Here is a 26626-nt window from a genome sequence, read left to right as displayed (position 1 = left end):
TCGCCCGGTTCTGTTCCGGAGGCCCCGACGATTCGATGTGAGTTCCGACACCACAACATTGGTTCGTTAGCGTTAATTCGACATTACCTATCACTTTTTCGACTCGAAATCGCGCATCCAGCAAGTTATTTCGGCGAATTTCGGATGCGCACCCAGGCGACCGTTCACGCGCCTTTCGCGCATTGTGTTCGCGAGGTGACTCGGCACCCGTTGCGACCGCCATCTACCTGGTCTAATGTCCATTTCGCCCGGCTCAACCGGTGCCTTCGCAGGATTTCAGTCTGCGCCTCCTGATGATGGTCAACATTCCACTCCATAAAACAGGATCCCAGTATTCGCGCTTTGTCCCTGCGCGCGAATGTATACCCCTCCGTCGGCAGCAAACCCCGGCGAGGAGAAGGACTTAAAGGATGAAGAGCCTCAACTTCGCCATCATCACCGTGGGTGCCGTCGCGGTGGTGCTGAACTCGATGGCGACGGCAACGGCCGACCCCGGGCCCGCCATCAACTACACCGTGGACCGGGCAGGTGATTCGGCCGTGCTCACCACCGACTCGGGCACCCTCCAGATCGCCGACGGCAAACTGGATGTGGTCGACAACGCGGGCCGCATCGTCGTCGGACTGCCCCTCTCCTACACCCGCGACGACAAGACCTGGCCGATCGCCGCCAGCATCGACGGCAACCGGGCCACCCTCACCCCGAACACCGATCCGGCCGCCGCCGTGCCCGCGCCCGGCGCCGCAGGACAACTGCTGCATCCGACCGCGCTCGATCCGCAGTCGCCCGGCTTCAACACCGCGCTGTCGAACTTCTCCACCATCCTCAGCATCGGCACCGCGCTCGGCACGATCATCGGCACCATCGTCGGCGCCAGCCTCGGCTGCCTGATCGGCGGCGTCGTTGTCGCGCTGGCGGGTACGGCCGTATCGTTCGGCGCCCTGACCATCCCCGGTTTCCTCGGCGGCTGCATCGTCACCGGCGTCGCGGGAGCGGCCGCGGGCGCCATCGCCGGCACCATCGTCTTCGGCGGCGCATCCCTGCTCATCGGCGGCATCCTGCTGGCGGGCGCGCTCGGCGCCCAAGCGGGTACCCCGTAGCGGCAGGGGCGTTTTTACCTCCGGCGGGGTGAGACGGTATGCTCCTCCACGGAGGATTCGCCTAGTGGCCTATGGCGCTCGCCTGGAACGCGGGTTGGGTTAACGCCCTCAGGGGTTCAAATCCCCTATCCTCCGCCACGGCAAAACGCCTCTGATCGGTCATTATTGACCGATCAGAGGCGTTTTTCGTTCAATCCTATCCATCCAGATTTTAACCAAAAGGCCTGTGCGAGAGCATTTTTGGTCTGACTAGCTCTTCGACTCGTCGGTCAGCATCTCGACGCCGTCGAGGAGCCGAGCCAGACCGAAGTCGAGCGGGTCGATCGTCGCCGAGTCGAACGCACCCCCTTCGATCGCCCGGCTCAGGGCCGGGAAACGGGCGGCGTGGCGGTCGAGGATGTCGCCGGTCAACCACAGCCATTCCTGATCGTGCTCGGCGTCGAAATCAACCCACTGCTGGGCGATATTGCGCACCAGGGCGATCAGCAGCAGGACGACGTGATGCCGCTGCGCGGCGGTCAGCCCGGTCGGTTCCAGGGCCGCGAGAGCCGCGTCGAGCCAACCCAATTGAGCCGGGCCCATGACCTGACGTCGCAGCGCCGTGGCCGCCAGCAGCCACGGATGTGCCCGATAGATGTCGCTGGACCGCCGCGCCCATTCCTCGAGCTGAGGGCGCCAACCGTCGCCCGCACCGGACAGATCGGGTCGGTCGGCGAGGACCGACTCGACCATCAACTCGATCAGCTCGGACTTGCCTGGCACATAGCGATACAACGCCATCCCGGACACCCCGAACTCACCGGCCACCCGGTTCATCGAAACCGCGTCCAGCCCTTCCGCATCCGCGATCGTCACCGCAGCCTCGGCGATGCGCGCGGGAGTAAGACTGGGCTTGGGCCCACGGGTCGGCTGATCCTGCTCACCCCATAGCAGCGCGACACTGACGCGCAGATCACGGGGCTTGTCCTTGCGCTGCCGACCCTCTCGGTCCGCGGCGGTCCCGGCCATCGCCATCCTCCTTGTCAAGCGTCCTGTTGACACCTCCCACAACTGTATATACCTTAAACCTCGCCGATTACGGCATAAACAGTTTAGGAGACAAGCAATGCTCGGCACCGTCATCGCCGCCTCGACTGCCACCGTTCTCGCCGCACCCGCAGCGGGACTGCTCGGGTATCGGCAGATCAAGCGCAGCAAAAATGGCAAGCTGCTGCGGATCGACACCCCCAACGGCATCGACGAGTCCGGTTTCATGCGTATCGGCGGCATCGACCAGTGGGTTTCGATCCGAGGCGAGGACCTGCGCAACCCGGTCGTGCTGGAGATCCACGGTGGCCCCGGCGCCTCGAACCTCGTATTCATGCCGCGCACCCGGACCTGGGAGCGGCACTTCACGATCGTGCGATGGGATATGCGCGGCGCGGGCAAGACCTTCGCCGCCGCCCCGCAAGCCCAGGGCGAGATGACTCTCGATCGGGTCTACCAGGATGCGCTCGAGGTCACCGAGCACATCCGCACCCGGCTCGGCGTCGCCGAACTGCTGCTGGTCGCCAACTCCTTCGGCACCAATATCGGTCTGCGCCTGGCTCGCAACCACCCACAGCTGTTCTCCGCGTACGTCGGCACCGACCAGAACGTCAATGCCGGTGGCCGCGAACGCTCGGCCTACTACGCGATGCTGCAGCGGCTGGAGCAGGCGGGTAAGAAGAAAGAGCTGGCCGAGGCCACCGCGATGGGTCCCGACAAATCCGCCTGGACCGACAAGCAATGGTCGCAATACAACAAGTTCGTCCTCACCAGCGACCCACTGTCCTACGACACCATGAAAACCGTCGTCATCCGCTCGCTGTGGTTCTCACCCGAGCACTCCCTGCGCGGACTACGGCAGTACATGAAAGGCATGACCTTTTCCGAACAACTCGGCGGCCAGGCCGCAACCATCGACGAATGGGCCGAGGGCACCCGTTTCCACCTGCCGATGTTCATCTTCCAGGGCGACGGCGACGTCCTCACTCCGCCTCAGCCCGCCCGCGCGCTACACGAGGACATCACCGCACCCGTCAAGGACTTCGCCCTCATCTCCGCCGCCAGCCACTTCGCTTCGTTCCGCCACCCCGACCAGTTCCTCGACCTGATGCTTACCCGGGTACGTCCGATCGTCACCGATGTACCGGCTCGACAGTGATGACAAGCCGTATCGGATATAAAGCCGCACAATGCGTTTCACTACTTCCAACAGGCGAGTAGCCGCACCCACGGATATGGGAGCCGAGTATGAGGTTGTGGCCGAATACTTTTGAATTCCTATGGCCCGCAGGGCAGTAAAGGCGCTCGGTCAGCCGAGAAGTAGCCGCGACAGTTGAACTGCAGGTCTATCTGCCCGTGCGGTTGGGCGTAGCCGTCGTGGAGCACGTTCTCGGTGGGGGCGATGTAGGCCTCGCCCGGGTGGATGGTGACCTTCGTGACGGGGTAGCGAGGGAACATCTCCATGAATCGTTTGCCGAGCGCGTATCGCGGGTTGTCCGCGCCTTCGAGCATATTGCCTTCGCGCAGAACCTGTTCCATGACATGGAGGGGCGCGTTGACGCAGAGTAAGCAGCGGTCGTGCTGGCCGAGATTGACGGAGAGACGGTTGGGTGCCGCAGCCCGTTCCGCCAGGGGGCTCCGGTACCAGCTGTCGACGTGCAGACCGACCCGGAGACCGTGACTGCCCGTGGTCATCGTCGGATTGCCGACGGGCGTCTTGCCATAGAGGAGCGGCGCATCTATTTCGGGCCGGTCGGGGTCTGTCAGGGTGTTGGCCCAGCGGAGCATCTCGACCAGACCGATGCGGCCGGCGGGTCCGGCTATTGAAGACCGCACCGCCGCCTCGTTGCCGCGGACCGCTGCCGCACGCAGTTCGGTGAACGCGTCCAGCACTCGAGCGGGGACGGGGAAAACGGCGATCCATTCGCCGGGCAACGCTGCGGGTGCGGGCGTTCCGAACAAGAGAGCGCGTTCGTGACAGCTGGGTAGCCGCCACGGCGGGCGGGGCACGAAGGATCCGCGCGAATAGGTATCAGCGAACGAGGTTTCGGCGGCGGGCAGAACGCCGGTGCTCAACTGGACCCTGTCGGCGAACTGCGCGCCGACTGGGCACAACAGCTTCATTCCGGGGCGAAGTCCGTTGTGTTCGTGGGGAATACGGTGATGAAGGGACATAGCCTGCTCCTGGGCGACGAAATATGTTGCGCGTCATGCGGTGCTGTGTTGGAGCCGCCACCGCTCGACGGTTTCCGGCACGCGGCCGCGCAGTTGTTCAGCGATGTAGGCGATCACCGGCCGTCCGGTGCACAGCATCGTGCCGTGACCGTCCTCGTCGCGCTCGCACGACTCGGTCTCGGCCAGCAGCGACCCGCCGCAGGCGTCGAAGAAGGGGCAGGACAGGCAGTTCAGCGCGACCCGGCGCTCGGCCTCGACAGCGCAGCGCTCGAAGACCGGGCCCGCCAGCATGTCGGCGAACGACTCGGTGAAGATATTGCCGATCGACCATGCCGGGTCTCCGTACGGTTCGCCGTAGGTGAAGCACGAGCCGTCGGTGTTGACCAGCACCACCGGCAGCCATTCGCGGCGGTCGTAGTAATCCGGTCCAGGGGCTCCGGCGAGATATCGGGCCGCGATCTGCACATAACCGTCCAACGGATCCGGCGGCCGCGGCATGGTCTCACTGCTCATCCACAACTCGACCAGCTGCACCAGCGCGGACAGCTCCTGCTCCCGACTGATTTCGCACGGCATGGTCTGGCCGGGCTCGCGGGTGTCGAACAGCGGAAGCACCCGAAAGTGCAGACGCCGCTGCTCGAAGAATCGGAATATCCGTTCAACGGCGTGAATGTTCTGCGCGGTCAGCACCGAGATGCACCCGACCCGGGCGCCGGCCGCAACGAGCCGATCCAGGTTCCGCGCCACCCGGTCCTGTGAGTCGCGGCCTGCCAGATTCACGCGCAGTCCGCCCACCACATCGAGGGACACCCCGACGGAGTCGAAGCCTTCCAGCAGCTGCTGACGCTCCTCGTCCAGTATCACCAGATTGGTCTGCACGCTGTTGCGGACCGGCGTCCGCGCATCGAAGATCGCTCGCTGATCGGCCCACGTCTGCCGGTAGAACTCGGCGGGCCGCATCAACGGTTCGCCGCCATGCCAGATGAAGTGCAGGCCCGTGTGGCAGCCATCTCGCTCGTCGGCGGCGACGAAATACTCCCGCAGAGTGCGGTACATGGCGGTCACCTGCGCGCGGGACATCGCCGCTCGATCACCCAGGTCCGGGTACTCATAGCAGTATCTGCATCGCAGATTGCAGAACTTCGAGACCTTCACCACGATCTGCATATTTCGGTTGGTCGGATTCATTCGGACAATCTCTTTTTCTGCACGGTGACGAACGGGGCCCACCCGCCGCCAGACCTGCGCATGCTGACGGCGGGGTGAGAAATGTTGTTATGCGGGATTATTCGAGCGTCGCGCGGACGCCCCCGACCGACGGCGGCCGGTTACGGTTCGACCAGCTGATCGAATGGGTTGATCCACTGATGGAACGGAACGTCCTCATCGAATGGCGATCCCTGGTGGAACGGACCCTGATTGAACTGATGGAATTGATGGAACGGATTCGGTTCCGTCGTATCGCGCTGCGGGCCATGGCTCGCAGTGGCCGTCAGCTGTGCTGTGGTGCTCGGATCGAACAGTGTCGACAGATGATCCTGCGCGGCGGCGCCGATTACGGCACTCTGCTGCGCCGGAGCTACCGCCGCGCCGGCCGGCCCGGCAATGGTGGCGGCAATCGCCGGTGCCGCGGCCATGGTCGCGGCGATCCCGGCCAGGCGTGCTATCGCCGCCGCCCGACGGCTTTGCGAAGGTGGCATTCGGATTTCCTTCCGGTCGAGGTCCCGCCGATACTGGTGGCCCCGGGGTACTTCGATGAATCCGGTGGGACATCTGTAGACACGATCGGGGGATATATCCGGTTCGGGCGTTTGATTCCCAGTGCAGGGCAATATGATTCGGACGCTGCTCTGAACACGGTGGATACAGCGCCTACTCAGTGGTTCGAATCTCCCTGCACTCCGCCACGGCAAACGCCTCTAACCGAAGCGGAAACCTTTGGTCAGAGGCGTTTTCGCGTGGGTCGGCCGAAACCTGTACTCAGGCAGCCAGACCGCGACTAATCGGTGCCGAGTACCGGGCCCTCGTACACCAGGGCGTCCTTCGCGTCGTACGCACGCACCGCGAGATGCCGCGTCGCCGCGCGTTCCTCCGCGCGGGTATCGCTTCCGAACAGGACGTCTACCATCTCCGCCTCCGACGCGCCCACGTCGCGAAGTCGGCGGATCGTGCGCTCGTACGGCAGATCGAGATCGATTGTCACAGCGAAGGTTCCAGCCACGATATCGGCGCACGAGATCGCGCCGTCCGCGGTGATCACATCCAGCCTCTCGACGTCCGAGGCGAGCACGCCCAAGACTCCGTGCGGGCGCACGCTCACCACCGCGAAGGGGCACCGGGTGAAGTCCCGGCGAAACCCTCCCTCCATGATGGTGCCCATCGGACGCGTATCCCTGCCGAAGCGCAATTCTCCTTCGTCTCCGGAATCGTGGTAGACCAGCACCGACCCCTCGGCGGTGCTGGTCATGATCCGTGCGGCCGGATGCCACCCGGCGTGCGAAACCGGCTGTGCCGATGGGCCGTTGGCCGCCGCTGCGCGATATACCTCGACGAAGGCTCGAAAATTCGCTCCTCGCTGCCGTTTTCGTTCCTCCACCGGATGCTCCTCGTCTGGCGAGATCACCCGTTCAGCCTGGCATGCACCGGCTGCCGGGCACATCCGGGATTGCCCTGATCTATCGCCGGTTTCGGTACCGTTCAATTCGCCGGTTCGAGGTAGGTCAGGGCGGCGGTCAGCACGGCATCCGCGTACTCGGCGGTCAAGCCGCCGAGACCCAGTGACCATCGGTATTGCATCGGTCCTAGCAGCAGGTCCAACGCGATCTCCGGATCAATGTCGGGGCGAAGTTGTCCGGCCGATACCGCAGCCGCCAGCCGGGCGGCGATCGCGGCCCGCGTCGGCAGTAGGACCCGCTCGCGGTAGAAACGGCCGATTTCCGGGTCCTGCTGGATCTCGATGTACATCGCGCGCAAGAAGCCGTCCTGCGCGGTGCCGGTGAGTTCGGCGACGGCTCCGCGTAGCAGCAGGCGCAGGTCGGCGCGGATGTCCCCGCTGTCCGGAATCGCCAAACCTTCTGGGCCCGAATGGGTTTCGAGCATCGCGTCCAGGACGACAGCGCCCTTCGACGGCCACCATCGATAGATGGTCTGCTTGCCGACGCCGGCCTTGGCCGCGATGGCCTCGATGCTCAGCTTTGCGTAGGGCATCGCGTGAACCAGTTCGGTCGCGGCCGCCAGGATCGCGGACCTGGCCCGCTGACTCCGGCGGGCAGCACTCGGTGACTCAGCCATGCGTGAACCCTAGCAGTAAACGAGACGGAACGTATCGTCTTGACTTAATACGCGGCGTCTGCCATTCTTTGAGACGAGACGGATCGTCTCGCGACGAAAGGAAGTAAGTATGACCAGAACCTGGTTCATCACCGGCGCCAACCGCGGGCTCGGCCGGGCGTTCACCCTCGCCGCACTGGCACATGGCGACCGAGTCGTCGCAACGGCACGTGACCCGCGCGGCATGGCCGATATCGTCGACCCGCGACTTACCGTGCTGCCGTTGGATGTTCGAGAACGCGACCGCGTATTCGCCACCGTCGACCAGGCATTCGAGCTCGCCGGATCGATCGACGTCATCGTGAACAACGCCGGTTACGGGCTGGTCGGTGCGCTGGAGGAGCTCGACGAGCGGCGCATCCGCGACCAGATGGACACCAATTTCTATGGCGCGCTGTGGGTTTCGCAGGCGGCCATACCCCATCTGCGCAAGCAGGGGTCGGGCCACATCGTGCAGATCTCCACCGTCGGCGCGGTGGGTTCGTTACCACTGTTCAGCATGTACAACGCCAGCAAGTGGGCATTGGAAGGCTTCGCCTCGTCACTCGCGGATGAGCTGCGCCCCTTCGGTATTCGGGTAACCATGGCGCAGCTGGGCGGTTTCGATACCGACTGGGCGAAATCCAGTATGAAATTCGCCGAGCCATTGCCCGCATACGATGAATTGCGCTCGGGAATCCTTGGTATGCCCGGATATCCGGATCCGGCCGCCCCGCCACCCGCGGTGGATTCCGAATGCGTCGAGGCCGCACCGGAAGTCGCTGCCGCCGAGCTCATCTCGCTGGTCGAGATGGCGGAACCACCGGTGCGCAAGATTATCGGGCCCGGCGCGCACCAGATGGTCGCGATGGCGCTGGACCAGCGCAGGCTCGACTATGCCACCGATCCCGAGTTCACCTGGCCGAGCTGATCCGGATTACCTTGTCGCCGAGCCGGATCCGCGGTGGTCAGCGGAGTTCGCGATCGAGGAATCGATAGAACGGATCGAGGATCTCGGGCATCGATGCAGGGCCGAGGAACTCGTGGTCGGTGTCGTAGGCGTGGAATTCGGCGGGTACGCCGGCCGCGGTCAAGGCGTCGTAGAACTCCGGACTCTGTCCGAAAGGAACGATGTGGTCGAATCGGCCGTGCTGGATCAGGAACGGTGGCGTCCGGTCCGAGATGTGGTCGATCGGGCTGGCATCGCCCGCCAGCTCCGGGCACGACGACGGTACACATCCCAGCAGATCGCTTTCCGGCGAGCCGGCTGCGTCGTGCCGTAAACCGAACGGCGCGCGTTGCCGATCCATGGTGCGCAGGTCGGTCGGCCCGAACCAGTCGACCACCGCCTGCACGCGGCTGGACTGCTCCGCATTGCCGAGATCACCGTCGAATCGCGGATCGTCACCGGTCACTCCGAGCATGGCCGCCAGTTGGCCGCCGGATGAATCACCCCATGCCGCAACCTTTTCCGGATTCAGATGATATTCATCGGCGTTGGCGCGCAACCATCGGACCGCCGCCTTGACGTCGTAGAGCTGCGCGGGCCAGCGGGCCTGCGTGCTGAAGCGGTGCTCGACGCTGGCCACCGCATAACCTCGCGCGGTGAGCGTCGCGGCCATTCCGGCGACGGTGCCCCAGGGCATGGCGTTGCCGTCATTGGTTCGCGAACCGAATTTCCAAGCGCCACCATGGATATAGACGATCAGCGGCGCGGGCGCCGGGCCGGGCGCCGGCAGATACAGATCGAGCAGCAGATCCCGGCCATCGGCGGTGGCGTAGGTGATAGCCGGCAGGACGGTGGCCACCGGCTCGGCCCGCGCGACGTGGCCGGTCTGTGACATCAGCAGCGCGATCGCGCCGGCGGCCAGCATCCTTCTCATTCGAAATCCATTCCGGGTGAACACATTCAGAGATAGTGCTGGTCCAACTCGAGCATATCCGGCCAGGCCTGCGACCACGGACGGGTCGGCCTGCCGCATTTCCAGATGGTGACACCGGAAGTGACACCCGGGAATCCGAGCCGGTCGTTCAGCTCGGCGAGCGGGCGCACGTCAGCGAATTCCGTACGCAGTTCGGCCGGATCACCACCGATATACACAACCGTCGTCGCCGAGTCCGGCGGCGATCCGAAGTATCCGAAGCCTCGGTTCGGGCTGTACACCGCGGGCAGCGCCCGCTGCCGCCGATAGTGGTCCACCGCGCTTGCCTGCCAATAGCTTTCGGCGACTATGACCGCGGTATCGCGCTCATCCTGCGGCAGCTCGCGGTATGCCGTCGCGGTGGCCGATGCGAGCTTCGCCCACCCGGTCTGTCCGTATAGGAATCCGCGCTGAATGGCCTGCTTCGTCGTCACCGCCGGCTCGTGAATCCCCGATTCCGGGAGCGGTAGCACGCTGAGCGGAACCAGCACGAGCACGGCACTCACCGTAATCAGTGCCGCCCCGGCGATTTTCGGTAAACGCCCGAAATCGCGATTTCCCAAACCGACCGCGCCCGCCGCGATGAATGCGGGAACGATACCCGCTCCGTAGTACGGACGGCCGCTGGTCGCGATGAAGAATACGGTGAGCAAGACCAATGCGACGACGAGAAACCGATACGGTCGCAGTGCCGGACTACGCAGAATATGCCAGACGCCATAAACGAACAGCGCACCGCCGACCAGACCCGCGAGCAAAATCACCTGCGGCACATAGAACAGCGGGCCCTCACCGAAATCCCCGGTCTCCGTACCGATCGCCCGAGCCATACGCAATTGCGGCCAACCGTGATTCGCCTGCCAGATCAGGCTCGGCACCCATGCCGCGGCGAAGATCGCCGAACCGAGCCACAGCGCGGGCCGCAACAGCAATTCGCGCGGGCCCGCGAGCAGTACAGCGATCCCGAGAGCCGCCCAACAGCCGGGGACCAGCCATTTCACCTGAATTGCCAGGGCAGCCGCCAGGCCCGCCATGATGAGCAGCCGGTCGGCGCGGACCCGAACCCAGCGGATCAGCAACCAGACGGCCGTCGCGGTGAGCGGCAGATCGAAGGCGAGGGTGCACAGCGGTTTGGACGCGACGACGAAAACCGATGTCGCGTAACCGATCGCGGCCAATACCTGCGCGCGCCGCCCGCCCCCGAATTCGCGGGCGATCAAGGCGGGTATCGCGACCGCGGCGACACTCGCCAGCGCCGCGGGCAGCCGCAGCGCGAACGGTGAATCCGGCGCGAGCACGTCCATCAGCCATGCGACGGCCGGAACCAGCGGCCCCTGATCGGCATAGCTGATCGACGGCCGATGGCCCGCGGCGATGAAATACAGTTCATCTCCCCAGAAACCGGGGCGGCCAAGCGATATGAGATATGCCGCGGCGAGCAGCAACGCGACCACGATGACACCGGATCGTGCGAACGGGGGCACCTCGCGCGATTCGATGCGCTCGGGTGAATTCACCGTTGTCATGGCAGCCTCCCCAGTAAATCTGCGAATCCCATCCGCAAGCAAATGGATTCGATTCCACGCGGAATACCCACGGGGAACTGTCACGATTCGATAAGAACTGGCACGCAGTATCGCCGAGCGACCATGCGCATGTCGAGGTTTTGCGCGTTGCCGACGATTATCCGAATTAGCCGCAGGAAATAAGCGCCACGATGTGACGCCTCGATGAACACGCAATTGCGACTCGCGTCCGCCGACAGTAACGGTACTCACATTTCCTGTCGCCGTGCGGAATTCGCGGACTATTCGGGCGAATCCGGTTTGCCCGAATCGAATCAGGGCGAGCGCAACCCTGGTCCGATACCGCGGCCGGGCCGCATAGTGCGTGCCTGACCTGCACGAACCCCTGGAGGCAGCGGTGAACGTATCGAAACCGGCGCCGGATCAATCCGGCGCGGCGCAACCCGGCGCGAGCCCGCCGTCGTGGCTCGACGCCCTCGGCAAGCTCGGCGTCGATTGGCTGGCGGTGTTGGTGGCGGGCGTTATCGCGCTGCTCGCCGTGCTCGACTGGCTACCGAAGATTCCGTGGTGAGGCCATGAGTACCGCGACCATCGACGAGGACTCCGCCGTCGACCAGCCGTTCACCGGCGGCAATGCGCTCACCTACCTTCCGGGCATCCTGCTGCTGATCGCGGTCGGCGTACTCGGCAAATACGCCCAGATCTGGTGGAACGCGCTGGCCAAACATCAGCACTGGACCGTTCCCGATATCGAATACGTGCTGTGGGCCATCCTGATCGGCCTCGTCATCACCAATACGATCGGCCTGCATCCGATCTTCCGGCCCGGCGTCGCCACCTACGAGTTCTGGCTCAAGATCGGCATTGTCGCGCTCGGCTCCCGGTTCGTGCTCGGTGATGTCGCCAAGCTCGGCGGCACCAGCCTGGTGCAGATCCTGGTCGATATGACGGTCGCGGGCGCGATCATCCTGACGGTCGCCCGACTGCTCGGGCTGTCCGGAAAGCTCGGCTCGCTGCTCGCCATCGGCACATCGATCTGCGGTGTCTCCGCCATCGTCGCCGGAAAGGGTGCGATCCGGGCGCGCAACTCCGATGTCGGCTATGCGATCGCGGCGATTCTGGCGCTCGGCGCCGTCGCATTGTTCGCACTGCCGCCGCTGGGGCATGCGCTCGGGCTCAGCGATCACGAATTCGGGCTGTGGGCCGGGCTCGCCGTCGACAACACCGCGGAGACCACGGCCACCGGCTATCTGTATTCGGATGCCGCGGGTAAGACGGCGGTGCTGGTGAAGTCGACCCGCAACGCGCTGATCGGCTTCGTGGTGCTCGGCTTCGCCGCCTACTGGGCCGCGCGCGGCGAGGCGGACGCCGTCGCACCGGGATTGCGCGCCAAAGCAGGTTTTGTCTGGGCGAAGTTCCCGAAGTTCGTGCTCGGTTTCCTCGCGGTCTCGGCGATCGCCACCCTCGGCTGGCTGACCAAACAGCAGACCGCGAATCTGGCCAACGTCTCGAAGTGGGCCTTCCTGTTGACGTTCGCCGGCGTCGGGCTGAATACCAATATCCGCGAGCTGGCCAGGACCGGCTGGCGGCCGCTGGTGGTCGCGGTGATCGGGCTGCTGACGGTCGCGGTGGTCTCGCTCGGACTGGTGCTGTTCACTTCTCGGGTGCTGCACTGGGGTGTGCCCGGATAGCGAAAAGGCCGGGCCGCGTACCGTTTCCGGTCGCGCCCGGCCTTTTCCGAGCCCGTCCAACTCCTCCCCAGGATGGACGGTGGGACTCACCGATCCCGAGCCCCCCTCGGCGGTAGTCCGTGACATGAATAATGGCCGCGCCCGCTTAACAACCACCATATGAAATCCTTAATGCCGCAGGCACATAGCCCTGACCTCGGACAATGCCGCCCGCAGCAGTTCGGTGTACCCGTCGAGATCCGGCAGCGCCGCATCGGCGTGCAGCGAGATGGTGACCGTATCGCCGAGTCCGTGCACGCCGTGGGTCAGCCGCATCACCGAGCCGATGGCCGGGAAGCCTGCCGTGAACCGGACCGCCCCGCCTCCGAAGTACAGGTCGGCCGGGCCGCGGTGCACGCTGGAGACAACGGTATGGCCCGCAATGGAATCCGGGACAGTATCGACCGGATACCGGGCTACATCCCGGTGTAGCAGCGGCGCGGGCACCGCCGCGGTGACCCGCTCCGGTGCGTTCAGCAGCGGATGCTGTGCCCGAATCCGCCTAGCCACCAACTCATTTGCGATCAACTCAGCGCGAGCACCGAGATCCGGCTCGGAGAGATGAAGATCGATGCCGAGGCTGCGATAGTTGTTGCGCGCCAGGGTCGCCGACGGCAGCGCCATCGGAACCTGCGCACCGAGGCGCTCGACGGGCTCGCCGCGCCCGGCCAGATAACGGGTCAGTGCGACCGAAATCGCCGTCAGCACAACGACGGTGACGGTCGAGCCGGGTACCCGTAGCTCGTCGGCTCGGCACACGATCATCCGAACTCGATGTCCCGCAACCTCGCTCGGATCCCGGAAGTTCACCGCGCTCGGATCGAAACTCGGCGCGGGCGGCGGGACGATTCCCGCGTCCGTGAGCTCGGCCAACCGTCGCCGCGCCCGATCGGCGCCGAATCCACGCACCACGGTCAGCGCCATCCGGGGCGGTATCGACAGCACCGCGGGCACGACGCGCATACCGAGCGCCCCGGCAGTCACCATTCGAGACAGCGGCGGAACGTCGATCAGCCAGCGCCGCAGTTCCTTTCGATCGATCGCGCCGAACCGAGCGCTGCTGAGTGCAACGATCTGCCGAAATACGCGACAGGCCATGGACCGACCCCGGCCGCGATCGTGACCCGACCTGACGTCCGGCGGTACTGCGGTCTCATCGCCGCTACAAGCCGCCGTCACTCGCTCCGACGAACCCGCCTCGCACGAACCCGCCTCGCACGAACCCGCCCCGAACGAACCCACGAAGCACGAACCCGCCTCACACTTATCCGCCTCGTACGTACCGGTCCCGCATGAACCTGCCTCGCACCTATCCGCATCGCACGAACCCGCCCCGGAGGAGCCCACTCCGGGCGAGCCCACGAAGCACGAACCCACCTCGCACTTATCCGCCCCGCACGGCTCGGCGGCGAACAACGAGCGGGCGATCAGCGCAGCCCCGCGTCCGTCGGCGAGCGCATGGGATATCTGGAGAACCGCGACCAACGCGGGTTCATCGCCGAATCCGGGAGCACCGCGTACCCCGCGAAAGATATGCAGCCGCCACGGCCGCACCGCCGCATCGACTCCGGTGCCGAGCAATTTGCCGATCACATCCGACAAATGCACCCAATCCGGTTGTGCCAGTTCATGTTCCACAAACTGGTCGGCCGTGAAATCGCAGCGCGCCCAGGACGGATAACCGAGGTTCCACGGCAGCTCCCGCAGCCGGACACCTAGATCCGGGATCCCCGCGACGCGCCGCGCGACGAACTCACGCAGCCGCTCGGTCGGCGCGCCGGCATCGGCGAAGCAGTAGAGCAGGAATTGATCGTTGCGAATCCGCCGGGACAGCCAGAACATGGTCGCGTCCTGGGCCGTCACCGTATTCATCGAACGACCATATCGAGGATGGATACCGCGGCCACCCTCCGGTCGCGGCCATCCGTGAATGATCTTGATCCACAAGCGGATTGGATAAACCCCATCGATTCCGGCGATCATACCTGCTACCGTCTGTAGTAGAACACGTACCACTCTCCCAGGGGCGGGGTGACGGTCATGGCAGGCACAGTAGGTCGCATAGCGGGCGCACAGGCCAACGACTTCGACGAGCGGTACAAGGCTGCTGCCTTCGTCAAACGCTCGATCAACAAGGTCTTTCCGACACACTGGTCATTCCTGCTCGGCGAGATCGCGCTGTACAGCTTCATCATCCTGATCCTGTCCGGGATCTATCTGACGCTCTTCTTCGATCCGTCGATGAGCGACGTCGTCTACAACGGCGCCTATCAGCCGTTGCGCGGCGTCAATATGTCGCGGGCGTACGAGACCGCGCTGAACATCTCCTTCGAGGTGCGCGGCGGCCTGTTCGTCCGGCAGGTACATCACTGGGCCGCACTGCTTTTCGCGGCATCGATCATCGTGCACCTGTTCCGCATCTTCTTCACCGGCGCATTCCGCAAACCCCGCGAGGCGAACTGGGTGATCGGCTCGATCCTGTTGATCCTGGCCATGTTCGAGGGTTACTTCGGCTATTCGCTGCCCGACGATCTGCTCTCCGGCACCGGCCTGCGCGCGGCGTTCTCCTCGATCACCCTCGGCCTGCCGATCATCGGCACCTGGATGCACTGGCTGATCTTCGGCGGCGACTACCCGGGCACCATCATCATTCCGCGCCTGTTCATCGCACACGTCCTGCTGATCCCCGGAATTATGCTCGCGCTGATCGCGGCGCATGTCGCGCTGGTCTGGTATCAGAAGCACACCCAGTTCCCCGGGCCGGGACGCAGCGAGAAGAACGTCATCGGGGTGCGCATCGTGCCGGTGTTCTCACTGGATCAGGGCGCGTTCTTCGCATTCACCCTCGGCGTGCTCGCGCTGATGGGCGGCCTGCTGCAGATCAACCCGATCTGGAATATGGGTCCCTACAACCCATCCCAGGTTTCGGCGGGCTCTCAGCCGGACTTCTACATGATGTGGACCGACGGCATGATGCGCCTCGTCCCGGCTTGGGAAATCTACATCGGCGGGCACACCGTGCCCGGTCCGGTCTGGGGCGCGCTGACCATGGGCCTGGTGTTCACGCTGCTCATCACCTATCCGTGGATCGAGCGCCGCCTGACCAGGGATTACGCCAGACACAATCTGCTGCAGCGGCCCCGCGACGTCCCGGTGCGCACCGCGATCGGGGCCATGGTCATCGCCTTCTATCTGACGCTGACGCTGTCCTGCGTGAACGACATCGTCGCCTATAAGTTCAACGTCTCGCTGAACGCGACGACCTGGGTGGGCCGGATCGGCATCCTGGTGCTGCCGCCGCTGGCGTACTTCGCCGCCTACCGGTTCTGCATCGGGCTGCAGCGCAGCGATCGGGCGGTGCTCGAGCACGGTATCGAGACCGGCGTCATCCGCAGGCTGCCCGACGGTGAATACATCGAACTGCATCAGCCGCTCGGCCCGGTCGACGATCACGGACACCCGATCCCCCTGGAATATCAGGGCGCACCGGTTCCGAAGAAGATGAACAAGCTCGGCCTGGCAGGCAAACCCGGCACCGGCGCTTTCTTCCGAGCCGACCCGGTGGCCGAATCGGAGCGCAACCTGGCCGAGGATCACGCCCAGGAACGCAATCAGCTCGCGGTATTGCGCCGAGTGCAGGACGAGATGACCGAGAACGGTTCGCGACATTGAGTCGAAGGCAGACGAAGGCCCCGAGTCCGATGGTGACCCGGGGCCCACACTGCCTGTTCGGACGTGACCGAAGTGCTCAGGCGCGCCGGAACTCCCCCACGGAGATGTCGCTTAGAAACGCGTCCCACTCCCCGGGGGTGAACGCCAACATCGGGCCGATTCCGTTGTCCTTGGTGTCTCGGACCGCGACATTGCCATCGACGAGAAATGCCACTTCCACGCAGTTCCCATCCGGACCGCTGTGGCTGCTCTTACGCCACGCGGCACCGGTCGAATCAACTTTCACGGCACTAGCTCCTTTGCTGCGTCGAGAACCAGATTTCTTCTGACATCGTTCGTACTGCACCGCACCCGGCGACGAAACGCCGAATACCGCGGTGCGCCTGGTGGCAGCGCGCAACTTTAACGGTGCGTTGTGATCGCTCTGCACTCGGAGATGCAATACATCTCCCGGGGTTACCCCCACGCAGAACACTAGCAGGTTCGACGAAAGTTTGCTCGGCTCTTGTCTATTCAAGTATCACAACTGCCAACATTGCGAAGACCAAATGTTGCGGAAACATTGCTAACCATCGGTATTCATTCCATATGGCGTTAAATCGCCACGGTTTTAGCGGACGTGATTGCTCCGTGATCCGTCGATATTCCCGTGACGATCCGACGCGACGAGCGCCGGGCGCGGATACCGTGGAAGATGAGAAACATGGTTGAACGTGCTCGCGACGAGTCTGGTCGCGCCCGTAATGCCCGCCCACGGGACAGCTTCGGCCGACCACTGCCGCCGGGCAGCATCGGCGTCGAGCGAATTCCGGACGATCTCGAACTACCGCCCCAGCAAACACTGACCTTCGCCCAGCAACTGCTGGACCAGGGTCTCGCATTCAACGCACACGAGGTGTTGGAGGCCGCATGGAAGAACGGCCCGTTCGCCGAAAGGATGCTGTGGCAGGGCCTCGCTCAGTTGGCGGTCGGGCTCACCCACATCCAACGCGGGAATCGGAAGGGCGCGCGGACACTACTGACACGTGCGGTTACTCGCTTGTCCTCCTATACGTCCGAAGAAGGCGTGCCTTACGAAATAGATCACGCCGGATTGATCAACTACGCCGATGCATTGTTAAATGCCATCGATTCGGACAAAGAGATCGACGCGGAACAACTGAAACCGCGATTGCGCGTGACGGACGCAGGCCCGGCATGACCTCGTACCAGGCCGCCCGCGGCCAAAGTGAAATACGGACATCCGCCGAATGGGTGGCGCAGCCGCCCTCAGCCCGCGCACGCCCGGAGCAGGTGCGAACGGACGCCGAATGGGCGCTGTTGGCGAAGCCGTCCACCGCCCGCGCGCGCCCGGAGCGGACGCGAAGGTACGCCTACCATGGCGACCGTGCGATCGATCCGAACCCTCCGGCATGCCGATGACTGAGCGCGGCGCGGGCCGCTACGCCCCGAGCCCATCCGGCGACCTGCACCTGGGCAACCTGCGCACCGCGCTGCTGGCCTGGGCCTTCGCCCGGTCGACCGGGCGGCGCTTCCTGCTCCGGATCGATGATCTCGACCGGGTCCGCCCCGGCGCCGCCGAGCGGCAACTGGCCGACCTCACCGCACTCGGCATCGACTGGGACGGTCCGGTGGTCCGCCAGTCGGACCGGCTCGAGAAGTATGCCGCCGCCATCGACCGGCTCACCGCGGCGGGCCGCACCTATGAATGCTTCTGCACCAGAAGGGAAATTCAGCAGGCCGCGACCGCGCCACACGGCCCGATGGGCGCATATCCGGGCACCTGCCGCGCGCTGACCGCAGACGCGCGCGCCGAATTCATCGCAGCGGGCCGCAAGCCCGCCTTGCGGCTACGCGCCGACATCCGCGAATTCGACATCATCGACGAACTGCACGGCCCGTACCGCGGACCGGTCGACGATGTGGTGCTGCGCCGCACCGACGGTGTGCCCGCATACAACCTGGCGGTGGTGGTCGACGACGCCGACCAGGGCATCGATCAGGTGGTGCGCGGCGACGACCTGCTGCCCTCGACACCGCGCCAGGCCTATCTCGCGACGCTGCTCGGCCTGCCGGTCCCGCGCTACGCGCACGTCCCGCTGGTACTCAATGCCAAGGGGCAGCGACTGGCCAAACGCGACGGCGCGGTCACCCTCGCCGACCAGTTCGCGCTGGGCGCGACACCGGAGCAGGTGGTCACCGCGCTGACCGGATCGCTCGGCCTGCGAGCAGGCACATCGGCCGAGCTACTGGAACAATTCGACCCGGCCCGCCTACCCGCGCAACCCTGGATACTCGATGAGAATGGGTTGTTGCAACCCAGCCGATATCCGTAACGTACGCAAGCGACCCGATCTACAGATCATCTGACGAGGACTGAATATGACAAGCGGTGGGTACGACCCCAACCAGTATCCGCAGGGCGGGCAGCCGTACGGGCAGCCGTACCCCCAAGGCGGCGGCCAGCAATATCCGCAGGGCGGACAGTATCCGCAAGGCGGGCAGCCGCAGTACGGCCAGCCACAGTACGGTCAGCAGCAGCCCTACGGTCAGCAGCCCTACGGCCAGGATCAGTTCGGCCAGCAGTCCTACGGTCAGCCGCAGGACCAGTTCGGTCAGCAGCCGTACGCCCAGTACCCGGGACAGCCCGGATTCGGCGGTCAGGGCTTCGGCGGCCAGGCCGGTGACCTCGGCACGCGCATCGGCGCCCGGGTTATCGACTTCCTGATTCTGTACATCCCGTACATCATCATTTACGCGCTCCTGCGCAGCTCGCTCGGCCTGACCATCGGCTTCAGCATCCTGTGGACCATCGTCGAGCTCGGCTACTTCATCGGTATGGAGACGAGCCAGGGCACCACCCTGGGCAAGAAGATCCTCGGCCTCAAGGTGCTCGCGCCCGGCGGCGCGCCCAAGATCACCCCCGAGGTTTCGTTCAAGCGCAACCTGTTCGTCGCCGCGAGCATCATTCCGTGCATCGGTGGCCTGGTCTCGCTGGGTCTGGCGATCTACATCATGATCACCATCTCGAACGACCCGAACAAGCAGGGCTGGCACGATAAGTTCGCCGGTGGCACACAGGTCGTCAAGGCCTGACGCCGACACAAATAAAGGGGCGCATCGGATTCCGATGCGCCCCTTTTACGTTCAGGTCAGTGACTTCCCGATGCGGCGCTGATGATGACGACCACGAACCACAGCACCGCGACGACCACCGCGCCGATCCCGATCCAGATGCCGGCGAGCGCCATACCGCGGCCATCCTGACCAGACTGTTTGATCTGGTTCAACGAGACAACGCCGAGGATGATCCCGACGATCGACCCGATACCGCAGGTGGCGAACCCGACCAGCGAGGAGATCAGCGCACCGATGGCCATACCGTTGGTGCCCTGCTGCTGCGGATAGCCGTAGGGCTGGTAGGGCGGCGGGGCCTGATAGGCGTAGTTGGGCTGGCCGTACGGATTCGGATTCGGTTGCGACTGCGGATAACTCGGGTACGCCTGCTGCTGTTGCGGCGGCGGAGTCACCGGCTGTTGCGGATACTGCGGCACCGAGGGCGGGTAGGGCTGCTGCTGGGACGCGCTGGGGATACCGGATTCCGGCGAGACTCCTTGTCCGCCGTACTGCTTCCACCATTCGTCGGAATCGCCGGGATTCGTCATTGGCTCAGCGTATTCCAAGGGTACGGGTCACCGATACCGCATAAGGTGTGGGCCTTGAACACCTTGGGGTGGTCGAAAGAACTGGTCAGTGCACCGTGCGCGCGGCACTCCGGCAGAATTGGCCTCCGTGAGTGAGACGAGAACACCCGTAGACGTCGACGAGGGGTCTGGGCACCCCGCGGCCGAGCACGCAGCATTCGCCGACGCCGCGGGGGGTTATTACACGCCGATCGTCGCGGTATTCACCGCGACCCTGATCATCTCGAATATCTGCGCCACCAAGGGCGTCGCCTTCTTCACCGGGCATACGGTGGCGTGGGGCCCATTCCAGGTACTGCCGATCAACACCGACGGCGCATTCTTCCTTTTCCCGCTGGCCTATGTGATCGGCGACGTGCTCAGCGAGGTTTACGGATTCCGGGCCACCCGCCGCGCCGTCTACTACGGATTCGCCTGCCTGCTGCTGATGGTCGGCTGTTTCTGGATCGCGATCGGCCTGCCCGCCGCCGACTTCTATGAGAATCAGGCGGCCTTCCGCACCGTCGTCGGCACCACACCGCAGCTGGTCCTCGCCGGGCTGGCCGGCTATTTCATCGGCCAATTCCTCAACTCGGTGACCCTGGTGCTGATCAAGGAGCGCACCAAGGAGAAACACCTGTGGGCGCGACTGCTCGGCTCGACGGTGGCGGGGGAATTCGGCGACACGCTGGTGTTCTGCTCGATCGCGGCCACCGCCATCGGCATTCACACCTGGCCGGACTTCCTGAACTACCTGATCGTCGGCTTCCTCTGGAAGACGCTGGTGGAGATGATGATTCTGCCGATCAGCTACCGGTGCATCGCTTTCTTGAAGAAGCGCGAACCCAGTTACGCGCCGCGGCCGACCTCGGCGCTGTACAACTGACCCCTGGCCGCCCCGGCGAAATACGCCGGGGCGCAAGGGTTTACGGCGTCTTGATGCGACCGCGCCACGCGCCCATGAACTCGGCCCGGTAGTCGTCGAAGTAGCCGCCCGCGATGCTCTCCCGGATCCGGTCCACCAGCCGGACCGTGAAGCGCTCGTTGTGGATGGTGCACAGCGTCGCGGCGAGCATCTCCTTGGCCTTGAACAGATGGTGCAGATAGGCGCGGGTGTAGTTGGCGCAGGTGTAGCAGTCGCAGGTCTCGTCGATCGGGGTGAAGTCGCGCCGGAAACGGCTGGTGTTGATATTGAATCGGCCCTGGTCGACATAGATCGCGGCATTGCGCCCGACCCGGGACGGATTCACGCAGTCGAAGGTGTCGGCGCCGTTCTCCACCGCGACGAACAGATCCTCCGGCTCGCTGATGCCGAGCAGATGGCGCGGCTTTTCCTCGGGCAGTTCGTCGCAGCACCAGCCGACGATGGTGCCGAGATTGTGCTTCTCCAGCGCACCACCGATGCCGTAGCCGTCGAAACCCGTTCCGGCGCGGCCGCGAATCGCCTCGAGATCGCGACATGCCTTGCGCCGCAGGTCTTCGTACTGCGCGCCCTGGATCACCGCGAACAGCGCCTGATAGGGGCGGTGCGTGCGTTCGGCGGTGAGCCGCTCGTGCTCATCGATGCAGCGCTGTGCCCAGGCATGGGTGCGCTGTAGCGATTTCTCCTGGTAGGCACGGGTATTCAGCAGTGTGGTCAGCTCGTCGAAGGCGAACATGATGTCCGCGCCGAGCCGATGCTGGATGCCCATCGACACCTCGGGGGTGAAGCGGTGCCGGGAACCGTCGAGGTGCGAGCGGAAGGTGACGCCGTCGTCGTCGACGTGCGCGAGCCGCTCCTTACCCGCGGCGATCACATCGTCGCTGCGCACGTCGACGGCCTCCATGGCGAGCACCTTCTTGAAGCCGACGCCGAGCGACATCACCTGGAAGCCGCCGCTGTCGGTGAAGGTGGGGCCCGGCCAGTTCATGAATTTGCTCAGCCCGCCCGCCTCGTCCACGATGTCCGGGCCCGGCTGCAGGTAGAGGTGGTATGCGTTGGCGAGCAGCGCCTGCGCACCGAGCTCCTTCATGGTCTCCGGCAGTACCGCCTTGACCGTCGCCTTGGTGCCGACCGGGATGAAGGCCGGGGTGGCGATATCGCCGTGCGGCGTGCTGAGCACGCCGGTCCGGCCGTGCCTGCCGTCGAGGCGGGTACCGATGGTGAAGGAGAAATGCGCGGGATCGGACACGCGCAACATCTTCTCAGGCGCGCTCAGGTGACCCGTGCCGCAGTCGCTCGGAGGGGTTTACACGTCGGCGGCGGCCGCCGCGGCGAACTGCGCGTTGTAGAGCCGGTAGTACGCGCCGCGCTCCGCCAGCAGCCGTTCGTGGGTGCCGTGTTCGACGATGCGGCCGTGCTCCATGACGACGATCAGGTCGGCGTCGCGGATGGTCGAAAGCCGGTGCGCGATAACGAAACTCGTGCGGTCCCGGCGCAGCGCCGCGGTGGCGTGCTGGACGAGCAGCTCGGTGCGAGTGTCCACCGAACTCGTCGCCTCGTCCAGGATCAGGATCGACGGCTTGGACAGGAAGGCCCGGGCGATGGTGATGAGCTGTTTCTCGCCCGCGCTCACCCCGGTGCCCTCCTCGTCGATGACGGTGTCGTAGCCGTCGGGCAACGCGTGCACGAACCGGTCGACGTAGGCGGCGCGGGCCGCGGCGAGGATCTCCTCCTCGCTCGCGTTCGGATTGCCGTACCCGATGTTCTCCCGGATGGTGCCCTTGAACAGCCAGGTGTCCTGCAGCACCATGCCGATGCGGGAGCGCAGGTTGTCGCGGGTCATCTCGGTGATGTCGACGCCGTCGATGGTGATGGCGCCCGCGTCGAGTTCGTAGAACCGCATGAGCAGATTCACCAGGGTGGTCTTGCCCGCACCGGTCGGCCCGACGATGGCGACCACATGCCCGGGCTCCGCGACCAGCGAAAGTCGTTCGATCACCGGTGTTTCCGGTTCGTAGCGGAACGACACCGCCTCGAATTCGACCCGGCCGCGATCCACCGGACGGGTATCGGCCATCACCGGGTCCGGGCTTTGTTCCGCCGCATCGAGGATTTCGAAGATCCGCTCGGCCGATGCGACCCCGGACTGCAGCAGGTTCGCCATGGCGCCGATCTGGGTGAGCGGCTGGCTGAACGAGCGGGAGTACTGGATGAACGCCTGCACCTCGCCGAGCGAGATATTGCCCGTGGCCACCCGCAGGCCGCCAACCAGCGCGATCAGCACGAAGTTGAGATTGCCGAGGAACATGATGGCGGGCATGATCAGGCCGGAGATGAACTGCGCGCGGAAGCTCGCGTTGAACAGCTCCTCGTTGCGCTTGTCGAATTCCTCGCCGACCTCACGGTTGCGGCCGAATGCGGTGACCACCTCGTGCCCGGTGTACGCCTCCTCCACCTGGGCGTTCACCAAGCCGGTGTAGCGCCACTGGTTCACGAAATGCGGTTTGGAGCGCTTGGCGATCTGCGTCGAGACGATGATCGCCGCGGGCACGATGAGCAGCGCGATCACCGCGAGCAGCGGGGAGATCCAGAACATCATCACCAGCACGCCGAGCACGGTGAGCACCGAGGTGATCAGCTGGCTCATGGTCTGCTGCAGGCTCTGCGAGATGTTGTCGACATCGTTGGTGACCCGGCTCAGCACATCGCCGCGCGGCGCGGAATCGAAGTAGCGCAACGGAAGTCGATGGATCTTGTCCTCGATCTCGCCGCGCAGCCGCTTCACCGTTCGGTTGATGACGAGGTTGAGCAGCCGCGCCTGGAACCAGCCGAACAGCGAGGCGCCGAGGTAGAGGGCCAGCACCAGCAGCAGCACCCGGCCCACCGCGCCGAAGTCGACGCCGTGGCCCGGCGTGACGTTCATGGCGTTGAGCATGTCGGCCAGCGTGCCGTTACCGCCCTGGCGCAGTTGGTCCACGACCTCCTGTTTGCTCTGTCCGGCGAACTGGGTCAGGCTCTTGCCGATCACCCCGTCGAAGACCAGGTTCGTCGCCTTGCCGAGCAGATACGGGCCGAGCGTGTTCAGCACCACCGAGACGATGGCCAGCCCGATGATCACCGCGACGTAGCCGCGTTCCGGTGCGAGCCTGCGCAGCAGTCGCTTCAGCGATGGGCCGAAGGATTTCGCCTTCGAATCCGGCGATCCGACATTGGCCATCCCCGGTCTCATCGCACCTCCTCCGCGCTGAGCTGGGACTCGACGATCTCCTGATAGCAGGGGCAGTCGCGCAGCAGTTGTTCATGGGTGCCGAGCCCGACCATCTCGCCGTCCTCGAGGACCAAGATCTGATCGGCGTCGCGAATGGTCGTAATGCGTTGCGCCACAATGATGACCGCGGCGTTCCTGGTCTCCGGGCGCAGCGCCTCGCGCAGCCGGGCGTCGGTGGCCACGTCGAGCGCGGAGAACGAATCGTCGAACAGGTAGATCCGCGGTTTGCGCACCAGCGCCCGCGCGATCGCCAGGCGCTGTCGCTGCCCGCCGGATACCGTCGTACCGCCCTGTGCGACCGGCGTTTCCAAGCCCTGCGGCATATCGCGGACGAAGTCGGCGGCCTGCGCGATCTCCAGGCAGCGCCACAGTTCCTCGTCGGTGGCCTCGGGATCGCCGTAGCGCAGATTGCTCGCGACGGTGCCGGAGAACAGGTACGCCTTCTGCGGCACCAGGCCGATCGCGCCGCGCAGCTGTTCCAGATCGAGGTGGCGCACATCGGTGCCGCCGACGTAGACCGCGCCGTCGGTGACGTCGATCAAACGCGGAATCAGGTTGAGCAGCGTGGTTTTTCCGGAACCGGTCGAGCCGACGATCGCCGTCGTGGTGCCGGGCTGCACCGCGAACCGGATGGCCCGCAGCACCGGCTGTTGCGCGCCCGGAAAGCAGAATTCGGCGAACTGGAAGTCCACCTCGGCCGGATCGGATTTGAACGGCTGCGGCAAACGCGGTGGCAGCACCGAGGATTCGGTGGCCAGCACCTCGCCGATCCGGTCGGCGGAGACCGCGGCGCGCGGCGCCATCATGGCCAGGAACGAGGCCATCATCACGGCCATCAGGATCTGCATGATGTAGGTGAGCATCGCGGTGAGCGAACCGATCTGCATCTCGCCGCTATCGATCGCGTGCCCGCCGAACCAGATCACCGCGACCGATGTGACGTTGCTGATCAGCATCACCAGCGGGAACATCAGCGCCTGCAGCCGCCCGACCCGCAGTGCGGCATCGGTGAGTTCGGTATTGGCCACCCCGAAGCGCCAGGTCTCCTGCCGCTCCCGGACGAAGGCGCGCACCACCCGGATACCGGTGATCTGTTCGCGCAGCACGCGATTGACGCCGTCGATCCTGGCCTGCATGGCCCGGAAGCCGGGCACCATGCGCGCGACCAGGAAGCCCATGCACAGCGCGAGCAACGGCACCGCGACCAGCAGCAGCCAGGACAGTTTCAGGTCCTGGCGCAGCGCCATCACGATGCCGCCGACACACATGATGGGCGCCATCACCAGGATGGTCACCGACATCACGATGAGCAGCTGCACCTGCTGAATGTCGTTGGTATTCCTGGTGATCAGCGAGGGCGCGCCGAATTGGCCGACCTCGCGCGCGGAGAAGGTGCCGACCCGGTGCAGTACGGCGCCGCGCAGATCCCGTCCCGCGCTCATCGCCGTCTGCGCGCCCAGATACACCGACGAGGCCGAGGCGATGATCTGCACGCCGCTAACCAAGAGCATCCACAGGCCGCTGGTCCAGATGTAGCCGATATCGCCCTTCGTGACGCCGCGATCGATCAGATCGGCGTTGAGACTCGGCAGATAGAGCATCGCGATAACCGAGACCAATTGCAGCGCAACGACCCCCGCCAGCTGGGCGCGGTAGGGGGCCAGATAGGTGCGAAGCAGTCGGATCAGCATGATGGAAGGCAGGCTACCGGCAAACTGTGACAGGCGTCGCGCGGCTTTTCGACCTGCATCGTTGCCGTCCTATCTGCGCGCCCAGGCGCCCGGATCCTCGGTGAGCGCCGCTACGAAGGCGGGCAGCCGCCCCTCGGCGATGTCCTCGATCGAAACGTTCTCCAGAACCGCGCGAATATTGACCCGCAGTGCGATCCAGACCTTCTGCAGCGGTTCGGCGATACCCGGATAGCTGACATCCTCCGGACGCTGGCCGCGCACCGAGGCGAGCGGGCCCTCGATCGCCCGGATCACGTCGGCGACCGAAATCTCCTTCGGCGGTTTGGCCAGCCAGTAACCACCATCCGGCCCGCGCCTGCTCACCACGAGTCCGGCCCGGCGCAGATCGGACAGCACGGTTTCCAGCACCTTCGGCGGAATCTGCTGTGCGCTGGAGATGGCGTCGGCCTTGGTGGTGAGGGTGGTGGCCGGGGACGGGCAGGAGTGCAGCGAATCGACCACCGGGACCGAGGCCGCGCGCAACCGCGGGGTGCGGGCTATCTCCAACAAGGTCCGCACCGCGTAGTCCACCTTCGCGGTGATGTGCACTCACGGCTCCCTGG

24 protein-coding genes, 1 tRNA gene and 1 pseudogene are annotated in these 26626 nt (G+C 65.0%); 11 read left to right on the top strand and 15 right to left on the bottom strand.

The annotated features are described in order from the left end of the window. Positions 1-410 precede the first annotated feature (410 nt). Positions 411-1100, top strand: coding sequence for a hypothetical protein (locus LGY53_RS39995; RefSeq protein ID WP_225731877.1), 690 nt, complete (start codon positions 411-413; stop codon positions 1098-1100). Between the two features lie 50 nt (positions 1101-1150). Next, positions 1151-1238: transfer RNA gene (locus tag LGY53_RS39990), tRNA-Ser, on the top strand. Positions 1239-1349: 111 nt separating this feature from the next. Here LGY53_RS39990 and LGY53_RS39985 read toward each other — a convergent pair. Further along, on the bottom strand, positions 1350-2108 hold the full coding sequence (locus LGY53_RS39985) for a TetR/AcrR family transcriptional regulator (protein ID WP_225731876.1): 759 nt from the start codon (positions 2106-2108) through the stop codon (positions 1350-1352). A gap of 97 nt (positions 2109-2205) precedes the next feature. Between LGY53_RS39985 and LGY53_RS39980 the strand changes: the two genes are divergently transcribed. Next, positions 2206-3285, top strand: a complete 1080-nt coding sequence (locus LGY53_RS39980) for an alpha/beta fold hydrolase (protein WP_225731875.1) — start codon at positions 2206-2208, stop codon at positions 3283-3285. A gap of 119 nt (positions 3286-3404) precedes the next feature. On the opposite strand, the gene LGY53_RS39975 is transcribed toward LGY53_RS39980, so the two are convergent. From LGY53_RS39975 to LGY53_RS39955, 5 genes are all read right to left on the bottom strand, one after another. Continuing rightward, positions 3405-4301: a hypothetical protein gene (locus LGY53_RS39975; RefSeq protein WP_225731874.1), complete on the bottom strand. Its 897-nt coding sequence runs from the start codon at positions 4299-4301 to the stop codon at positions 3405-3407. 33 nt (positions 4302-4334) lie between these two features. Continuing rightward, entirely contained in the window at positions 4335-5489 is a 1155-nt protein-coding gene (locus tag LGY53_RS39970) for a radical SAM protein (protein ID WP_225731873.1), read from the bottom strand. Positions 5490-5629: 140 nt separating this feature from the next. After that, positions 5630-6001 (bottom strand): hypothetical protein, encoded by a 372-nt coding sequence (locus tag LGY53_RS39965; protein ID WP_225731872.1) that lies wholly within the window; start codon positions 5999-6001, stop codon positions 5630-5632. A gap of 299 nt (positions 6002-6300) precedes the next feature. Further along, positions 6301-6924, bottom strand: a complete 624-nt coding sequence (locus LGY53_RS39960; protein WP_225731871.1) for a hypothetical protein — start codon at positions 6922-6924, stop codon at positions 6301-6303. A gap of 74 nt (positions 6925-6998) precedes the next feature. Then, positions 6999-7592 (bottom strand): TetR/AcrR family transcriptional regulator, encoded by a 594-nt coding sequence (locus tag LGY53_RS39955; RefSeq protein WP_225731870.1) that lies wholly within the window; start codon positions 7590-7592, stop codon positions 6999-7001. A gap of 109 nt (positions 7593-7701) precedes the next feature. On the opposite strand from LGY53_RS39955, the gene LGY53_RS39950 reads away from it, so the two are divergent. Further along, entirely contained in the window at positions 7702-8541 is an 840-nt protein-coding gene (locus LGY53_RS39950) for an SDR family NAD(P)-dependent oxidoreductase (protein WP_225731869.1), read from the top strand. A gap of 37 nt (positions 8542-8578) precedes the next feature. On the opposite strand, the gene LGY53_RS39945 is transcribed toward LGY53_RS39950, so the two are convergent. Both LGY53_RS39945 and LGY53_RS39940 read right to left on the bottom strand, forming a co-directional pair. Continuing rightward, positions 8579-9493, bottom strand: a complete 915-nt coding sequence (locus tag LGY53_RS39945; RefSeq protein WP_225731868.1) for an alpha/beta hydrolase — start codon at positions 9491-9493, stop codon at positions 8579-8581. A gap of 26 nt (positions 9494-9519) precedes the next feature. Next, positions 9520-11058 (bottom strand): glycosyltransferase family 39 protein, encoded by a 1539-nt coding sequence (locus LGY53_RS39940; RefSeq protein WP_225731867.1) that lies wholly within the window; start codon positions 11056-11058, stop codon positions 9520-9522. A 397-nt stretch (positions 11059-11455) separates the two neighbouring features. Between LGY53_RS39940 and LGY53_RS39935 the strand changes: the two genes are divergently transcribed. Further along, on the top strand, positions 11456-11629 hold the full coding sequence (locus tag LGY53_RS39935; RefSeq protein ID WP_225731866.1) for a hypothetical protein: 174 nt from the start codon (positions 11456-11458) through the stop codon (positions 11627-11629). Between the two features lie 67 nt (positions 11630-11696). Further along, positions 11697-12749, top strand: a pseudogene (locus LGY53_RS39930) (YeiH family protein); the annotation flags it as partial. Positions 12750-12917: 168 nt separating this feature from the next. On the opposite strand, the gene LGY53_RS39925 reads toward LGY53_RS39930, so the two are convergent. Then, complete coding sequence (locus LGY53_RS39925) at positions 12918-14660, bottom strand: hypothetical protein (RefSeq protein ID WP_225731864.1); 1743 nt, start codon at positions 14658-14660, stop codon at positions 12918-12920. Between the two features lie 168 nt (positions 14661-14828). Here LGY53_RS39925 and LGY53_RS39920 point away from each other — a divergent pair, with 168 nt between their 5' ends. After that, positions 14829-16460 carry a cytochrome bc complex cytochrome b subunit gene (locus LGY53_RS39920; RefSeq protein WP_225731863.1) on the top strand — a complete coding sequence of 544 codons (1632 nt, stop codon included), beginning with the start codon at positions 14829-14831 and terminating at the stop codon, positions 16458-16460. 76 nt (positions 16461-16536) lie between these two features. On the opposite strand, the gene LGY53_RS39915 is transcribed toward LGY53_RS39920, so the two are convergent. After that, complete coding sequence (locus LGY53_RS39915) at positions 16537-16746, bottom strand: DUF397 domain-containing protein (RefSeq protein ID WP_167471469.1); 210 nt, start codon at positions 16744-16746, stop codon at positions 16537-16539. 417 nt (positions 16747-17163) lie between these two features. On the opposite strand from LGY53_RS39915, the gene LGY53_RS39910 reads away from it, so the two are divergent. From LGY53_RS39910 to LGY53_RS39900, 3 genes are all read left to right on the top strand, one after another. Then, a complete protein-coding gene (locus LGY53_RS39910) occupies positions 17164-17661 on the top strand; it encodes a DUF309 domain-containing protein (RefSeq protein ID WP_225731915.1) in 498 nt (165 codons plus the stop codon). 217 nt (positions 17662-17878) lie between these two features. After that, positions 17879-18796, top strand: coding sequence for a tRNA glutamyl-Q(34) synthetase GluQRS (gene gluQRS, locus LGY53_RS39905; RefSeq protein WP_225731862.1), 918 nt, complete (start codon positions 17879-17881; stop codon positions 18794-18796). A gap of 46 nt (positions 18797-18842) precedes the next feature. Beyond that, on the top strand, positions 18843-19556 hold the full coding sequence (locus tag LGY53_RS39900) for an RDD family protein (RefSeq protein WP_225731861.1): 714 nt from the start codon (positions 18843-18845) through the stop codon (positions 19554-19556). Between the two features lie 56 nt (positions 19557-19612). Here the strand turns inward: LGY53_RS39900 and LGY53_RS39895 are convergent, their stop codons facing one another. After that, positions 19613-20125 carry a DUF4190 domain-containing protein gene (locus LGY53_RS39895; RefSeq protein WP_225731860.1) on the bottom strand — a complete coding sequence of 171 codons (513 nt, stop codon included), beginning with the start codon at positions 20123-20125 and terminating at the stop codon, positions 19613-19615. A 127-nt stretch (positions 20126-20252) separates the two neighbouring features. Between LGY53_RS39895 and LGY53_RS39890 the strand changes: the two genes are divergently transcribed. Then, positions 20253-21029 (top strand): queuosine precursor transporter, encoded by a 777-nt coding sequence (locus LGY53_RS39890; RefSeq protein ID WP_167471465.1) that lies wholly within the window; start codon positions 20253-20255, stop codon positions 21027-21029. Positions 21030-21069: 40 nt separating this feature from the next. Here the strand turns inward: LGY53_RS39890 and tgt are convergent, their stop codons facing one another. The 4 genes from tgt to LGY53_RS39870 form a co-directional block, all read right to left on the bottom strand. After that, positions 21070-22323 (bottom strand): tRNA guanosine(34) transglycosylase Tgt, encoded by a 1254-nt coding sequence (gene tgt / locus LGY53_RS39885; protein ID WP_225731859.1) that lies wholly within the window; start codon positions 22321-22323, stop codon positions 21070-21072. A 48-nt stretch (positions 22324-22371) separates the two neighbouring features. Continuing rightward, on the bottom strand, positions 22372-24294 hold the full coding sequence (locus LGY53_RS39880; protein ID WP_225731858.1) for an ABC transporter ATP-binding protein: 1923 nt from the start codon (positions 24292-24294) through the stop codon (positions 22372-22374). Continuing rightward, positions 24291-26024, bottom strand: coding sequence for an ABC transporter ATP-binding protein (locus LGY53_RS39875; protein ID WP_225731857.1), 1734 nt, complete (start codon positions 26022-26024; stop codon positions 24291-24293). Before LGY53_RS39875 ends, LGY53_RS39880 begins: the two co-directional genes overlap by 4 nt. A 69-nt stretch (positions 26025-26093) precedes the next feature. After that, on the bottom strand, positions 26094-26612 hold the full coding sequence (locus tag LGY53_RS39870) for an Rrf2 family transcriptional regulator (protein WP_225731856.1): 519 nt from the start codon (positions 26610-26612) through the stop codon (positions 26094-26096). Positions 26613-26626: the final 14 nt, after the last annotated feature.

This window comes from Nocardia sp. JCM 34519.1 (assembly GCF_020361265.1).
In the GTDB taxonomy this organism is placed as follows: domain Bacteria; phylum Actinomycetota; class Actinomycetes; order Mycobacteriales; family Mycobacteriaceae; genus Nocardia; species Nocardia arthritidis_A.
This window is presented reverse-complemented; position numbering and strand designations above follow the sequence as displayed.